At 54.9% G+C, this 14,394-nt stretch carries 14 protein-coding genes; 6 read left to right on the top strand and 8 right to left on the bottom strand.

Going from position 1 to position 14,394, the window contains the following annotated elements:
• Positions 1–27: 27 nt before the first annotated feature.
• From AC0Z5Z_RS23640 to AC0Z5Z_RS23630, 3 genes are all read right to left on the bottom strand, one after another.
• Entirely contained in the window at positions 28–285 is a 258-nt protein-coding gene (locus AC0Z5Z_RS23640) for a helix-turn-helix domain-containing protein (protein ID WP_485611717.1), read from the bottom strand.
• Positions 286–297: 12 nt separating this feature from the next.
• Complete coding sequence (locus AC0Z5Z_RS23635) at positions 298–615, bottom strand: helix-turn-helix domain-containing protein (RefSeq protein WP_485611716.1); 318 nt, start codon at positions 613–615, stop codon at positions 298–300.
• A gap of 93 nt (positions 616–708) precedes the next feature.
• Positions 709–1,476 (bottom strand): AraC family transcriptional regulator, encoded by a 768-nt coding sequence (locus AC0Z5Z_RS23630; protein ID WP_485611715.1) that lies wholly within the window; start codon positions 1,474–1,476, stop codon positions 709–711.
• A 112-nt stretch (positions 1,477–1,588) separates the two neighbouring features.
• Between AC0Z5Z_RS23630 and AC0Z5Z_RS23625 the strand changes: the two genes are divergently transcribed.
• Both AC0Z5Z_RS23625 and AC0Z5Z_RS23620 read left to right on the top strand, forming a co-directional pair.
• A complete protein-coding gene (locus AC0Z5Z_RS23625) occupies positions 1,589–2,404 on the top strand; it encodes a sulfite exporter TauE/SafE family protein (RefSeq protein ID WP_485611714.1) in 816 nt (271 codons plus the stop codon).
• Between the two features lie 77 nt (positions 2,405–2,481).
• The gene (locus tag AC0Z5Z_RS23620; protein WP_485611713.1) at positions 2,482–3,201 is read left to right on the top strand and encodes a DUF6933 domain-containing protein; all 720 of its coding nucleotides are present in this window, start codon (positions 2,482–2,484) and stop codon (positions 3,199–3,201) included.
• A gap of 47 nt (positions 3,202–3,248) precedes the next feature.
• Here the strand turns inward: AC0Z5Z_RS23620 and AC0Z5Z_RS23615 are convergent, their stop codons facing one another.
• Entirely contained in the window at positions 3,249–4,235 is a 987-nt protein-coding gene (locus tag AC0Z5Z_RS23615) for a hypothetical protein (RefSeq protein ID WP_485611712.1), read from the bottom strand.
• Between the two features lie 275 nt (positions 4,236–4,510).
• On the bottom strand, positions 4,511–5,020 hold the full coding sequence (locus AC0Z5Z_RS23610; RefSeq protein WP_485611711.1) for a BRO-N domain-containing protein: 510 nt from the start codon (positions 5,018–5,020) through the stop codon (positions 4,511–4,513).
• 573 nt (positions 5,021–5,593) lie between these two features.
• Between AC0Z5Z_RS23610 and dcm the strand changes: the two genes are divergently transcribed.
• The 3 genes from dcm (at position 5,594) to AC0Z5Z_RS23595 (ending at position 8,953) form a co-directional block, all read left to right on the top strand.
• Positions 5,594–7,030 carry a DNA (cytosine-5-)-methyltransferase gene (dcm, locus tag AC0Z5Z_RS23605; RefSeq protein ID WP_485611710.1) on the top strand — a complete coding sequence of 479 codons (1,437 nt, stop codon included), beginning with the start codon at positions 5,594–5,596 and terminating at the stop codon, positions 7,028–7,030.
• A 161-nt stretch (positions 7,031–7,191) separates the two neighbouring features.
• A complete protein-coding gene (locus tag AC0Z5Z_RS23600) occupies positions 7,192–8,403 on the top strand; it encodes a type II restriction endonuclease (protein ID WP_485611709.1) in 1,212 nt (403 codons plus the stop codon).
• Between the two features lie 121 nt (positions 8,404–8,524).
• Entirely contained in the window at positions 8,525–8,953 is a 429-nt protein-coding gene (locus AC0Z5Z_RS23595) for a very short patch repair endonuclease (RefSeq protein WP_485611708.1), read from the top strand.
• A gap of 87 nt (positions 8,954–9,040) precedes the next feature.
• On the opposite strand, the gene AC0Z5Z_RS23590 is transcribed toward AC0Z5Z_RS23595, so the two are convergent.
• The 3 genes from AC0Z5Z_RS23590 to AC0Z5Z_RS23580 all read right to left on the bottom strand — a co-directional run bounded on the left by AC0Z5Z_RS23590 (position 9,041) and on the right by AC0Z5Z_RS23580 (position 11,818).
• The gene (locus tag AC0Z5Z_RS23590) at positions 9,041–9,265 is read right to left on the bottom strand and encodes a DUF2188 domain-containing protein (RefSeq protein ID WP_038369622.1); all 225 of its coding nucleotides are present in this window, start codon (positions 9,263–9,265) and stop codon (positions 9,041–9,043) included.
• A gap of 491 nt (positions 9,266–9,756) precedes the next feature.
• Positions 9,757–11,007, bottom strand: coding sequence for a ribonucleotide-diphosphate reductase subunit beta (locus AC0Z5Z_RS23585; protein WP_016773579.1), 1,251 nt, complete (start codon positions 11,005–11,007; stop codon positions 9,757–9,759).
• Between the two features lie 550 nt (positions 11,008–11,557).
• Positions 11,558–11,818: a DUF2790 domain-containing protein gene (locus tag AC0Z5Z_RS23580; RefSeq protein WP_007912695.1), complete on the bottom strand. Its 261-nt coding sequence runs from the start codon at positions 11,816–11,818 to the stop codon at positions 11,558–11,560.
• A gap of 442 nt (positions 11,819–12,260) precedes the next feature.
• Between AC0Z5Z_RS23580 and acs the strand changes: the two genes are divergently transcribed.
• A complete protein-coding gene (gene acs, locus AC0Z5Z_RS23575; protein ID WP_056788049.1) occupies positions 12,261–14,216 on the top strand; it encodes an acetate--CoA ligase in 1,956 nt (651 codons plus the stop codon).
• Positions 14,217–14,394 lie beyond the last annotated feature (178 nt).

Below are 14,394 nucleotides of genomic sequence, written 5' to 3'. Positions count from 1 at the left end.
GGTTCGCCTCGGCGCGAACCGGATGAATCAGATTCCTATTTCCTTCATTCGCCGGTGGTAATCCTCCATCGTAGCGACTGACAAATCCCTGAATTTTCCACGAAGTATCTGACTTAGTGTTTCCAAGGTGATGCCAGTAATTTGCGCCGCTTCAGATTCGTTCAGGTTGGCAGTCTTGATCAACGCGGCCATTTTTGTCGCATATCCCGATTTGATCAGCATTTCATCTGCACCCTGCAGTCGCAAATCTGCGTAGACGTTGCCCGTGCTTCTTTCGATATCCATCCTTAGCGCTCCTTATTCGGCCATCGCAAAATCCCCACGCCCCACCGATTCCCCCGACATCCCCTGCGCCCTGACACTGCGCCCCGGTGCAAACCCCGGGAAGAACACCAACCCCTGCGCTTCAAACCGATAAGCCAGTGCCAGTCTTCCGGCGTCCGCCACGTCCTGCTGCGCTTCGAACCGCTGGATATCTGCCACCGCCACCTCGGCCTCGCGCGACAGTTGTTCAACACTCCAGCCCAGCATGGCGCGGGCCTGGACGCAGTGGGTCGGGGTGAACTGGAAAAGGGCAATGCGTTCGAGGACGTGGTTCATCGCAAGAGAGGCCATGGTGTGCTCCGGGCTCAAAAGTGCTGATTGAAAATGTACTGTGTTTTTGTACAGTTGTTTTCGGCCGGGATCAAACGCATTTTTCGAATTTGCCTAGTTCGTCGGCTCCAACCAGACGGACGGTGCCTGTCCCAGCACACGCCGAAACATCGTCGAAAACGCCGCCGGGCTCTCATAGCCGAAGTCCAGGGCAATCCGCGTCACCGCTTCCCCCGCCGCCAACCGTGCCAACGCCTGCACGACGCACGCCTGCTGACGCCACTGACGAAAGCTGAGCCCGGTCTGCTGCCGAAACAATCTGTTAAAGGTACGCAAGCTTATGTGTAACTGGTCGGCCCAATCCTGCGGGGATTGATGGGCATTGGGCATGTTCAGAAAGGTCTGACACAGACTGAGGAGCTTTCCTTCGGCTGGCATGGGAATGTGTAGGGCAAGGGGCGCGCTGCGTGCCAGTTCATGCAACAGCAAGTTGATCAGCACACCGTCGCGTCCGGCCTGGTCGTACATCAATGGCACGTCCACCGCGTCCATCAACAAATGCCGCAGCAGCGGCGACACGTTGAGCACTTGGCAGTCCGGCCCCAATTCCACGTTTCCCGGCTCGATATACACGCTGCGCGTGCTCACCCCGAGCATCAATACCTCATGGGCCACGCCCGGCGGAATCCACACTGCGCGTTGCGGCGGAACCACCCAATTACCGTTCTGAGTGCTGACCTGCATCACGCCGGTGGCGCCGTAGAGCAATTGCCCACGGCGATGCGTATGAAACGGGAGTAGGTGGCCGTGGGAATAATCGGTACCGATGGCCACGACCGGGCGAGGCGTATCATCGAGCTGATTGATCGAAATATTGCGCATCAGGCGTGTTCCAGCGATTGGCGTAAACGCGAACATTATTGGCCCAACTACTGAAGCCGGCCAGTGCATCACGCTCTAATGTCCTGGGCTCCCCCGATCCTGGACGCCCACCATGTTCTACCTCCTGCTTACGCTGTTCGGTTGCCTCACCGGCATCAGCGCCGTGCTCTTCGGTTTCGGCGGCGGCTTCGTAATCGTGCCGCTGCTCTATCGCATGCTCACCGCCAGCCACGCAGCAGACGACCCCATCGCGCAATCGGCCATGCACATCGCCGTGGCCACCTCGACCTGCGTGATGATCGTCAACGCCCTGATCGCCACACGCAAACACCAACGCGCCGGCAATCTGCTCCGGGACTACCTCTGGCCATTGGGCGGGTTTATCGGCGTAGGCGCGGTCGTCGGCGCCATCGCTGCGATGTGGGTCAGCGGTCAAGTGATCCGCTACGCCTTCATCGCCTACCTGGGCGTGACCATCGTCGATTGCCTGCTGCGTCGCGGATTTCTCACCCAGTCCCAGACGACAATCCCACGGCGACTGACCACGACGGAAACATCCGCCGGCGGCGTAGGCATCGGCGCCATCGCGACCTTCCTAGGTGTAGGAGGAAGCATCATGACCGTTCCGCTGCTGCGCCGCTGCGGGCTGAGCATGTCGCAAGCAACGTCCATGGCCAATCCGCTCAGCGTGCCGGTGGCGTTGGCCGGCACACTGACGTACATGGCGCTGGCCGGGTTCACTGAGTCTGATCTGGGGATTTGGTATATCGGGTATGTCGATGTGCTGGCGTTTGCGCTGCTGACGGTTGGTTCGTTGCTGGGGATCAGATTGGCTGCGCGGTGGATAGGGCGGATACCGGATCGGGTGCATGCGTGGATCTATATTGGTCTGCTGATCGTGGTGCTGCTGAGCATTTCGCTCAAATGAATCGTTGATTGACGCAGTCGAAAGAAATCAGAATCGGCGGCAGAGCGTCGCCCTCCAGTCTTCAGCAGAGAACCAGGATGTTGATCTTCAATTGCACCGAAGCCGCCAGCAAGTTTTTCAGCCGTGTTCATAAAGGCCAAACGATCACGCCGGTGGACACCAAACCGCCGTCATCAGTTGTTGAGGATGACGAGCTGAATGGTGCGGACGAACAGTGGTTGGTTCATGCGATCACTGTGCAGCGCAAACATGTGTTGTTGGTCCTGCACATCAAAACCCGCTATTGCGTGATCCTGGCTGACGCGAAAAAAGCCGACGATCACGAGTTCGTTCTGCGCTTCACCGAGCGTTGGGTGAATGGCCTGATGATCAATGCCCAAAACCATGGCCTCGGACAATGGCTAGACCCCGAGGTGATGTTGGCGCGGATGCAACAGACTTGTGAGCACCAGCGATTCTATCGGCGCGGCCATCGCAGCGCGCAAAAACACATTGATGAAATTGCCTGGTGTTTCCGCAACAAGGTCGCTGGAACAGGGTGCTTGCCACCCAATGAAGTCACGGCGATGGTTTTCGACGAACAAATGAACGACACGCCAAGAAACAGCAAGGGAGCCAAGTCCTACTACTTCCCGGACGAGGAAATGACGCTTCACTGGCTGCGCCATTATTGCTTTCTCGATGATGTCCAGCTGCATGCTGCGAAAGAGCGTAGGCGTCAAGTCGCGCGGGAGATAGCGGAGATGGAGCGCAAGGCTTTTAGGGAAGAGTATGAGAGGCAGAATTCGAATGATTAAGCCGGGGCATGATGCACTCACAGGTTGAGTAACAACCCCATGTCCCCTCATTCCAACCCCGGCGCTTCACGAATAATGAAGTGATCCAGGTTCTCGATATTGGCATTGAAGACCTCGAAAGGTTTTTCGGGGTTCTTCTTGCCGGGCACCTGCTTCAACTCCGGCGTCACCCCATAGAAGAAACAGAACAACGCCTTGTCGCTATCCACAGCGTGCTTGATCTCTTCCAGAAACGCCTTGCGCTTGCGGTAGTTGTCGATCAGCTTCTTGTTCAGATAAACGCTGACCGGATACGGCTTCTTCTTGCTGTCTTCGGGTTTCTTGAACCAGACCTTATCCTCGAAGTCGATCCGAAAACTGGCACTGTGGAAGTCCTCGATCTTCTTGATCCGCCCCCAGTAGATCAGCCCCTTGTTGTCCGTCAGATACTCGATCTTCTTGAAGAACGAACTATACGGCGCCGAATGCTCGCCGACCTTCAACGGCATGCGCTTGAGCAAATCCTTGTCGGCGAAGTTGGAAACAAAACACTCCACCGGATGCGCAAACACACTGGTCTTATCCGGCGCCGACTCACGAATCGCCGACTCTTTACCACTCTCCGCCGCCGCCCGCACCGGGTCATCGCGCAACACATCCGCCACTCCCGCGGGCGCGACAGGCTTGCGCACATACTCACGCCGGGTCAGCAACAACTCTGAGGGGAAGTGTTCCTCACGCCCGTCATCCACCTCGCCATCCGCCGTCTCAACACCCGACGCCGACGCCTTCAAACTCACATACGGACAACCCGCCACATGCTGCGTAGTGGGCAGATTCTTGAAGTGCGGCGTGCGAACGTAATTCACGTTCTTGGCGTTGAACGTGCCCAACTCGTTGGAAGCCTCGAACGCCGAACGACACGCATCGTTGGGGCACTGGAAGTGTTCCTTCGCGGAGTCAAACGCCACCGTCTCGTCGAAATTGAGATCGCGAACGTCATAGATCGACAACTTGTCGTCGAGGCTGAGGCAGTAGGCGAGATCGAATTTCATGGTGGGGCTCGGATCCTTGAGTGGGGGAGGGGTATTAATAGCGGGAGGCGGCGCGGGTTGCACTGATTGTTTTCGGGGTGATGCGGATTCTTTGGGAGACAGCCTGCTGGCGATTGGTGGCATCAACCTAATCTCGAATCCAGACACCGACCCAGCAGCAACACATTGAATTGTGGTGAGGGGATTTATCCCCGATGGGCAGCGAAGCTGCCCCATTTATTCAAAAAAACAAAAAAATCCGCTGCTTGGACCTCAAACAGCGGATTTTGAAACCCTCAGCAACCACGCAACAATCGCGAAGCTCTACGCCACCATGATTCCTGCCGATTGAACGAATCCTCCGCCAACAAACAAGGCATATCCCGCAAACGAATCCACGGCTCGTCCTGCCAGTGCAACGTACTCAGCGACATTTGCGGCCAACTCAAAACACTCAACGTCGGACGCTCAACCGAGCGCGCCGTACGAGCATCACGCAGAGCAGGCACAACCTGATGCGTCAGCCACTCACGAAGCTGTCGATGCTCAGGACAGTAGTGATAGATCAGCAGTGCATACACACCCGACTCACTGACCATCATGTGGTCCTCAGCTTCGCCATAGGTCTCCAGGCACATCGTCTGCCGCTGATCAGCGTCGAGTTTGCGCAACTGACGTTCATCAAGATGTTTGCCCATCAACCGGCCCAGTTCATGGACGCAGAACCATGCTTGGTTCTCGACTAGAAGGGCGTGCAGATGGGTTTTGTTGCGACTAAAGCGAGTCGGTAAAAGTGGCTCAGACATGGCGGGCCTCCGAAGTCGGAAGCGATGAGGGTGTTCTACAGGTACAGCGATTCACCTTCATCATGAAGACTGGATAGTCAGGCATTTCCATTTACCTCTGGCTGCTTTCTTAGGGCATTCGTTAGGGTGTCGGGAGCTAAGAAACCCACCAGAGACGGGCCGGACATATTCCCCTTTCGGGTCTTGTATTCGCCCACTCCCGACATAACGGGATTTTTCGCAGGCGTAGAGAAACCGCAGACGAAAAAAAGCCGCAGGACTCTCGGGTGCGGAGGACCGCTCTGGTTTTTAGAGTTTCTTAGGCTCGGAGCTGAGGGTATGGGCATCAGGGATGGTCGTCAAGCAGCGACTTTTCCTACTGATCCTGAAGCGAAACGAAACCTGGACAAAGATGCAGAGTAAATTATGCTGTGTTTATATCCAGTGCTTGATTGCCATTGAATCACGCAGCTGCCATATCCGTGTCGCCACGACTCACCTCACGGAATCCAGGAAATTTCATTTACTTTGGAGTTTTGCGGGATAGAATGGTGACCATTCGTCACAGCTTTGACCCAGAGGATCTTCGGGCTCATGAATCTTTTTGAAACACCGTCTTTTGAATCCTTGAGCGAAACAACCTCGGGTTCGTACGAGCCTGATACCCATCCTGTTACTGATCTGGCGCTGCTGCACAAGCTGCTGGAGATCTACGACCAAGGGCAGTTGGCTGAAATTCTCAACGACGTTAGCCCGAGCCACTGGTGCCGTGAAACCATCAATCGCTGGATCAAGGGAAAGGCCTCGCCGAAGCTCTCCCACATTGAGTTCACTCGTCTGAAGGATCTGCTGCCCAAGCGCTTGAACCACAAACCTTCATTCACTTTTATCGATCTCTTTGCCGGCATTGGCGGTATCAGGAAAGGGTTTGAAGCCATCGGTGGCGAGTGCTTGTTCACATCCGAATGGAACAAATACGCCGTTAAAACGTACAAGGCGAACCACTACTGCGATCCTGCTCGTCATCGCTTCAATCTCGATATCCGCTCGGTCACGCTTTCAGACAAGCCCGAAATCAGTGACGAGGAAGCCTACAAGAATATTGATCGTGAAATTCCTGATCACGATGTTCTGCTGGCAGGTTTCCCATGTCAGCCGTTTTCTCTTGCAGGTGTATCCAAGAAGAATTCCTTGGGTCGTAAGCACGGTTTCGAATGCGAGACCCAAGGCACTCTGTTTTTCGACGTGGCGCGGATTATCGCCGCAAAGCGCCCGGCCGCTTTTTTGCTTGAAAACGTGAAAAACCTTAAAAGCCATGACAAGGGCAATACGTTCCGGATCATCTGCGAAGCGTTGGATGAACTGGGCTACGAGGTTGCAGATGTCAACGCGCCAAAAGGCTCAGATCCCAAAGTCATCGATGCCAGACACTTCGTGCCGCAGCATCGTGAGCGAATCGTGCTGGTCGGCTTCCGGCGCGACTTGAATGTTCACCAAGGATTCACACTGAGCGACATCAGTAAACTCATACCGAAGCAGCGACCTAGTTTTGGTGATCTGCTTGATAAGGAAGTGGACGAAAAATACATCCTCACTCCCAAGCTTTGGGATTACCTCTACCGGTATGCAGAGAAGCACCGTGAGAAAGGCAATGGTTTTGGCTTTGGCCTGACTCGTCCAAACGATGTTGCTCGTACACTCTCGGCGAGATATCACAAGGATGGTTCGGAAATCCTGGTTGACCGTGGGTTTGTCGATACCTTGGACTTCAACAGTGAATTGAATCATCTCAATCGCCCTCGGCGATTGACTCCGCATGAGTGCTCGCGCCTGATGGGTTTTGACAAGCCTGGGGAAAGTAAATTTGTGATTCCTGTCTCCGATACCCAAGCGTATCGACAGTTTGGGAACTCCGTGGCGGTTCCTGTTTTTGAGGCTGTGGCTCGGTTGATGAAAGACCGCATTTTGGCAGCGAAGGAAAAAACTGCTGACAAGGAGCGCCCCCAGCTGGAGTTCGCTCTTCCTGAATAATGCGCTGCCTTCGCTCTTGAGTGGTTGATGTGTAAAAGCCCTGACGCCCAATGCAGGGCTTTGCGTCATCAGCTTACCCCTCTCTTGAGGCTTCTCTCAGAAAGGCAATTCTGCGAACCTGTCAGGGATTTCCACTCCTTAATTGTTCAGCGGCCATACCCATGACAAGCCTTTCCCAATGGATTGAAGACAAGAATCAAGATGAATGGTGGATATTCATTAAGCGGCTTTCAGCCAACGACACAGGGCTGACGGGGGGCAACGGGGTAGGTATCTATGTCCCCAAAGCTGTTGTCGCGAAAGCGCTCCCGTCCATTTCAAGCACCTGTTGTCTCAATCCTGATTGCAGTCTGACTGCACGAATCACTTCACATGGTCTTCCAGAGCAAACGCTGAGGGGTATCTACTACAACAATCGTCATTTCGAAGGTACTGGGTCTCGCAACGAACATCGTTTGACAAGATGGAATACAGATTTTAGAAACAGCCCTGCACAGGATCCCGAGAATACTGGAGCATTAGCGATTTTTGCTTTTCATGTGCCTCATCTGGGGCGAGATTCCGAATTTTTGGATATCTGGATCTGTAAAGGGTTGGAAGAGGAAGAGTTTGTCGAGAGCAAAATTGGCGAAGTAATTCCCGGCAGCTCGCTTTTTGAAAGAGGTGACCGGTTGTTTGCCGGCTTCGCTGCTGGTTTGGATAAAGAGCCTAGCCATGTTGCGATTCCTCCAGTTTGGGAAGACCGATTCCCAACTGGTGAAGAGATTATTGCCTACCTTCCCACGGTTTTTCGTTTCGGCAAGACAATGCCCGATGATCTCATCATCGAGCGGCGTGACAACGAGTACAAACTGTTCCGCCAGATTGAAGAGCTTCATATTCTGCACAGAGTTCAACAGGGATTCAGTTCCGTTGACGAATTTATGCAGGCGGCGAACTCGGTCAGCAATCGGCGTAAATCGAGATCTGGAAGATCTTTAGAGATACATCTCGAGCATCTATTTCGGCAGTTCGGACTTGAGCAATTTAGTTCCCAATGCAGAACTGAAGGGAACAAGCGGCCCGATTTTATCTTCCCTTCATGTGCTGACTATCATGACCCAGCGTACCCTGAGGAGAATCTGCGCATGCTGGCTGTCAAGACAACCTGCAAAGACCGCTGGCGTCAGGTTTTAAATGAAGCCAAAAGGGTGGAACAGATTCACCTTTTTACGCTTCAAGAGGGCGTTTCTCCTCATCAATTTGCAGAGATGAAGGATGAGAATGTCAAACTAGTGGTTCCTAAGCCATTGCATACGAAATACCCGGATGAAGTGCGTGGACAGCTTATGACGCTGAATGACTTTATTGTGGAAGCCAAAGATATACGCTGACACACCTAATCAATGATGCACTCGAGAGGGGGGCTAGACGGATTCGTCCCACGCCTCTCTTCGACGCATAGGCTGAATAGCTGAACCTTTCTTAGCAACGAGGTTTCTAGGTGGAGTTGTCATGGACATAGTTGACTCGGCAACTCGCTCCAGAATGATGTCCGGCATTCGTGGAAAGAATACTGCCCCGGAAATGTTGGTCAGAAGGTTCCTGCATGCGCGAGGCTATCGGTATCGGATCCACCGGAAAGACCTTCCTGGGAAGCCAGATCTTGTACTTCCCCGCCTGAAAGTGTGCATTTTCGTCCATGGTTGCTTCTGGCATCGTCATCCGGGTTGCGCCTACGCAACTACTCCCAAAACACGCCATGAATTCTGGGAGGAAAAATTTCAGAAAAATGTAAAGAGGGATTCAGCCAATATTGAGGCTCTTGAATCTGCCGGCTGGCACGTTCTGATAGTTTGGGAGTGCAGTCTTAAGAATGACCCCGATACTTTGGAGGGGCTGTATGAGAAATTGCGCGTGATCGCTTTACACCAGTCAGCTTAATGATGGTGTGGGCAGAGAGCGTTGGGTGAGTTCGAGAGAGCTGCTTATTCTGTAGCAAAAAATCGGCTCTTCCTTGAGCCGATACAATTAGCCCTTCGGAGGAAACGGATCATCTCCGTAGGTGTTGCGCTCTCGAATTTGCCCATTCTGTCCGTGAATGAACATTTCGCTGCCTTGGTTCTTTGCGATTTCGCGCGCGAGCTGAATAGCCTCTGCTTGCGTGTTCACAACTTTTGTAGCCTTCGAGTTGCCCGCCCCTTTCACGGCCCAGTCGTCTCCATGCGGTACTACATGCTGATTTTTCTTGGACATGATAAGAATCCTATCAATGTGGATGTCTAAGCTTTGGCAAAATTGCCTAGCTTGCCGATTTACCATGGAAATAAGATTTCGTACGAAACCCAATCTCCGACGATCAGCCGTTGACACCGCTCAAAGGTCGTCCATAATCACGCCCCGCATTTCCCAAATGCTTTCGTGATTGTGGGTCCCCTCGATTACGGCCCGTACAAGTGGGCTTTGTTCACCAGTACGGTCAAGACTCACAGCATCCGCGCCAACGGTTGCTGTGAGTTCCTTGTTTTTATCCCCTCATCTTTTTCGCGATCTCTCGAAAGCAGACGCAGAGGCTACTTGTAGCTATTTCTGTGCTGAATGCTGAGTGGTTAGGAGCTGTCCGCGAGATACGACAAATTGAAGCCGCTAATCGTAATGACAGCGGCTTCGCTCTGATCTAATTCAAATTCACAAAAAACACGAAGGGCTAACAGCCTCGTCGATGTTTCAGGCTGCGCACTCAGAAATCAATCCCAGCTCAACGCCCCACCAGTCTGATACTCAATAACCCGTGTCTCAAAGAAATTTTTCTCTTTCTTCAAGTCCATAATCTCGCTCATCCAAGGGAACGGGTTAGTCGTCCCTGGATATTCCTCTTTCAAACCAATCTGCGACAAACGACGGTTAGCGATGAACTTCAGATAATCCTCCATCATCGCCGCGTTCATGCCCAGTACGCCGCGAGGCATGGTGTCGCGTGCGTATTCGATCTCCAGCTGGGTACCCTGCAGAATCATCTGGGTCGCTTCTTCCTTCATTTCGGCATCCCACAGGTGTGGGTTTTCGATTTTGATCTGGTTGATCACGTCGATGCCGAAGTTCAGGTGCATGGATTCGTCGCGCAGGATGTATTGGAACTGCTCGGCGACGCCGGTCATTTTGTTGCGGCGGCCCATGGAGAGGATTTGGGTGAAGCCGCAGTAGAAGAAGATGCCTTCCAGAACGCAGTAGTAGGCGATCAGGTTGCGCAGCAACTCTTTGTCGGTTTCCGGGGTGCCGGTTTCGAACTTCGGATCGGAGATCGAGCGGGTGTACTTCAGGCCCCAGGCTGCTTTCTTCGCGACCGATGGGATCTCGTGGTACATGTTGAAGATTTCGCCTTCATCCATGGCCAGCGATTCGATGCAGTACTGGTAGGCGTGGGTGTGGATCGCTTCTTCGAAAGCCTGGCGCAGGATGTACTGGCGGCATTCCGGGTTGGTGATCAGGCGGTACACGGCCAGGACCAGGTTGTTGGCAACCAGGGAGTCGGCGGTGGAGAAGAAGCCGAGGTTGCGCATCACGATGCGGCGCTCGTCGTCGGTCAGGCCTTCCGGGTTTTTCCAGAGGGCGATGTCGGCGGTCATGTTGACTTCTTGCGGCATCCAGTGGTTTGCGCAACCGTCCAGGTACTTCTGCCAAGCCCAGTCGTACTTGAAAGGTACGAGTTGGTTGAGGTCGGCGCGGCAGTTGATCATGCGCTTTTCGTCAACGGCGACACGGGCGGAGGCGCCTTCGAGTTCGGCGAGGCCTTCGGCGACGTCGAGGGAGTTCAGTGCAGCCTTGGCGCGGGCCACGGCGGCCGAGTCGTCGGCGGTGACGGCGCGGGCTTCCAGCGCTGCGGCACCGCCGGCGTTGTCGAGGCGGTCCATGTTGGCTTCGCTTGCGTGGCCGGCGTTGGCGCCTTTCACGGTTGCGACTTCACTGTCTTCTTTATCGAATTCGTCCCAGCTCAGCATGACGTGTCGTCTCCTGCGTGAGGGCTTGTGCCCGTGTGAAACCTGAAGGGTTGGTTTTTCACACGGCCAAACAAGCCGCGTTGGATGTCGTTTTTTGCAGCGCTGCACGCAGGCAAATAAACAGAAATTTTGACGGGTTCCGAGAGCCTCTGATGGGCGCAATCAGCGTATGGCACTGTTGCGGGGCTTCAGAATGGCTTTTGCTCCCTGTAAGGGAATATTGCTGACCCGTATGGGGCGGCATTATAGGGAAATTTTTACCGGCGTGGTGCGGCGAATCGGCTCATGGCGAGGCCGAGGAGGCGGTGGATTTCGGTCCGACCGAGGGATTACAGGGCTTTGCGCGGAATCGGCCCCGGCAGATTTTTTTTCGTTAATTTTTTGCCAGGTGGTTTTTTGTTTAAAAAATAGCCAGAAAAGCGGGTTTTTCACTATATCTAGTGTTTTGCAAGCGTTTTTCACGGCTCCAGACACAACTGAGCCCGACCGTAGCCGGGCTGGAATCGACCCTCAATGTAGCGCTGAGCGATCCGATTCGGTGCAGTCTGGTTCAGTTCGTGCAGCCGTTGCCCATGATGCTGTAGCGCAGGATGTGGCGTTGGCCTTTGGAGTCGTCGTATTCCATTTTTGCCGGTACTACTTCGCAGACATTTGGCACTTCGCTCATCGATACAACTTTGGCGATGTCCAGATGTGTGGAGTAAGTATATTCCTCGATGACCGGTTGTTGCTGTGCGACATCAGTCGGGACCTCGTCTGCCATGGCGGTTGCGCACAGACTGCTGAGGGCCAGAACCAATAAAGCTTTCATTTCTAATTCACCTTTTTGAGGTCGAGTGGGGTCACGCAACCTTTTTAGGGTTGCGTGTGGAGCTTGAGTATTTGATGCGTTACTTGGAGAGCTGGATTAACGGCCTTCGTGGGGGCTGTAACGTTGTTAATCGCGGTTGCCTTGTTGGCGAGGTGAATTTTAGGGTGGTGGGGCCGGGGTAAACAGAGCGGGTTTTGATAAACACTTTTGGCATATTTGGTAACAATCCCCCAAACACCCCATTCCCTGTAGGAGCTGCCGAAGGCTGCGATCTTTTGACTTTGATCTTGAAAACAGATCAAAAGATCGCAGCCTTCGGCAGCTCCTACAGGGGCGCGTGCGCAGGGGGAGGGTTGTTACTACCATCGTCGAATGGTTCTATGGGGCCCACCCGGCTACAACAGGGTCATACAAAAACAACTATTACACCGAGGTAGGAAAGATGAGTGCGGCTTCTCTGTATCCCGTTCGTCCCGAGGTTCTGGCTAACACGCTGACTGACGAGGCGACCTACAAAGCCATGTACCAGCAGTCGGTCGTCAACCCTGACGGCTTCTGGCGCGAGCAAGCCAAGCGTCTGGACTGGATCAAGCCTTTCACCACGGTGAAGCAGACGTCGTTCGACGATCACCATGTCGACATCAAGTGGTTTGCCGACGGCACCCTGAACGTTTCCTACAACTGCCTCGACCGCCATCTGGCTGAGCGCGGCGATCAAGTCGCGATCATCTGGGAAGGTGACGATCCTTCCGAGAGCCGCAACATCACTTACCGCGAACTGCACGAACAAGTGTGCAAACTCGCCAACGCCCTGCGGGGTCAGGACGTGCACCGTGGCGATGTGGTGACCATTTACATGCCGATGATTCCCGAAGCCGTGGTCGCCATGCTGGCCTGCACCCGGATCGGCGCGATTCACTCGGTGGTGTTCGGCGGTTTCTCGCCGGAAGCCCTGGCCGGTCGCATCATCGACTGCAAATCGAAAGTGGTGATCACCGCTGACGAGGGTATTCGCGCCGGCAAGAAGATTTCCCTCAAGGCCAACGTCGACGACGCGCTGACCAACCCGGAAACCAGCAGCATCCAGAAGGTCATCGTGTGCAAGCGCACCGGTGGCGACATCAAGTGGAACCAGCATCGCGACATCTGGTACGAAGACCTGATGAAGGTCGCGGGCACCGTTTGCGCGCCGAAAGAGATGGGCGCCGAAGAAGCGTTGTTCATCCTTTATACCTCCGGCTCCACCGGCAAGCCGAAGGGCGTGCAGCACACCACCGGCGGTTATCTGCTGTATGCGGCCATGACCCACGAGCGCGTGTTCGACTACCGGCCGGGCGAAATCTACTGGTGCACCGCCGACGTCGGTTGGGTCACCGGCCACAGTTACATCGTCTATGGCCCGCTGGCCAATGGCGCGACCACCGTGCTGTTCGAAGGTGTGCCGAACTACCCGGACATCACCCGGGTGGCGAAGATCATCGACAAGCATAAGGTCAACATCCTCTACACCGCGCCGACCGCGATCCGCGCGATGATGGCCTCGGGTCAGGCGGCGGTGGAAGGCGCCGATGGCAGCAGCCTGCGTCTGCTCGGTTCGGTGGGCGAGCCGATCAACCCGGAAGCCTGGGACTGGTACTACAAGAATGTCGGCAAGTCGCGTTGCCCGATCGTCGATACCTGGTGGCAGACCGAAACCGGCGGCAACATGATGAGCCCGCTGCCGGGTGCTCACGCGCTGAAGCCGGGTTCGGCGGCGCGTCCGTTCTTTGGTGTGGTGCCGGCGCTGGTCGACAACCTCGGCAACATCATTGAGGGCGAGGCTGAAGGCAATCTGGTGATTCTCGATTCGTGGCCAGGCCAGGCGCGTACGCTGTACGGCGATCATGATCGTTTCGTCGATACCTACTTCAAGACCTTTCGTGGCATGTACTTCACCGGTGACGGCGCGCGTCGCGATGCCGACGGTTACTACTGGATCACCGGGCGTGTGGACGACGTGCTCAACGTTTCCGGCCACCGCATGGGTACCGCCGAGATCGAAAGCGCGATGGTCGCGCATCCGAAGGTTGCCGAAGCTGCGGTGGTGGGTGTGCCGCATGACATCAAGGGGCAGGGCATCTATGTCTATGTGACCTTGAAGAACGGCGAGGAGCCGACCGAGCAATTGCGCCTGGAGCTGAAGAACTGGGTGCGCAAGGAGATCGGCCCGATTGCTTCGCCGGACGTGATCCAGTGGGCGCCGGGGCTGCCGAAGACCCGTTCGGGCAAGATCATGCGCCGCATCCTGCGCAAGATCGCCACGGCGGAATACGACGGGCTGGGCGATATCTCGACCCTGGCGGATCCGGGTGTGGTGCAGCATTTGATTGATACGCACAAGACCATGAATGTTGCTTAAGCGTTAGAAGCATAGGAGCCCTGTCCGGTGATGCCGGGCGGGGCTTTTTTATGGCTGTGAGGTTTGTGGTAGCTGGGAGGGCCTCTTCGCGAGCAGGCTCGCTCCCACAAGGAAGCGGGCGCATTTCAAATGTGGGAGCGAGCCTGCTCGCGAAGGCGATCTGTCAGACACCGCAGTA

The organism is Pseudomonas sp. 1L-E-NC-VB-C3 (genome assembly GCF_057291535.1).
Note: the sequence above shows the minus strand (reverse complement) of the source record. Positions and strands in the feature narration are given on the sequence as shown.

Coding starts and splice junctions, on each gene's coding strand:
- AC0Z5Z_RS23640 (WP_485611717.1), bottom strand. CDS start 285: ATGGATATCGAAAGAAGCACGGGCAACGTCTACGCAGATTTGCGACTG.
- AC0Z5Z_RS23635 (WP_485611716.1), bottom strand. CDS start 615: ATGGCCTCTCTTGCGATGAACCACGTCCTCGAACGCATTGCCCTTTTC.
- AC0Z5Z_RS23630 (WP_485611715.1), bottom strand. CDS start 1,476: ATGCGCAATATTTCGATCAATCAGCTCGATGATACGCCTCGCCCGGTC.
- AC0Z5Z_RS23625 (WP_485611714.1), top strand. CDS start 1,589: ATGTTCTACCTCCTGCTTACGCTGTTCGGTTGCCTCACCGGCATCAGC.
- AC0Z5Z_RS23620 (WP_485611713.1), top strand. CDS start 2,482: ATGTTGATCTTCAATTGCACCGAAGCCGCCAGCAAGTTTTTCAGCCGT.
- AC0Z5Z_RS23615 (WP_485611712.1), bottom strand. CDS start 4,235: ATGAAATTCGATCTCGCCTACTGCCTCAGCCTCGACGACAAGTTGTCG.
- AC0Z5Z_RS23610 (WP_485611711.1), bottom strand. CDS start 5,020: ATGTCTGAGCCACTTTTACCGACTCGCTTTAGTCGCAACAAAACCCAT.
- dcm (WP_485611710.1), top strand. CDS start 5,594: ATGAATCTTTTTGAAACACCGTCTTTTGAATCCTTGAGCGAAACAACC.
- AC0Z5Z_RS23600 (WP_485611709.1), top strand. CDS start 7,192: ATGACAAGCCTTTCCCAATGGATTGAAGACAAGAATCAAGATGAATGG.
- AC0Z5Z_RS23595 (WP_485611708.1), top strand. CDS start 8,525: ATGGACATAGTTGACTCGGCAACTCGCTCCAGAATGATGTCCGGCATT.
- AC0Z5Z_RS23590 (WP_038369622.1), bottom strand. CDS start 9,265: ATGTCCAAGAAAAATCAGCATGTAGTACCGCATGGAGACGACTGGGCC.
- AC0Z5Z_RS23585 (WP_016773579.1), bottom strand. CDS start 11,007: ATGCTGAGCTGGGACGAATTCGATAAAGAAGACAGTGAAGTCGCAACC.
- AC0Z5Z_RS23580 (WP_007912695.1), bottom strand. CDS start 11,818: ATGAAAGCTTTATTGGTTCTGGCCCTCAGCAGTCTGTGCGCAACCGCC.
- acs (WP_056788049.1), top strand. CDS start 12,261: ATGAGTGCGGCTTCTCTGTATCCCGTTCGTCCCGAGGTTCTGGCTAAC.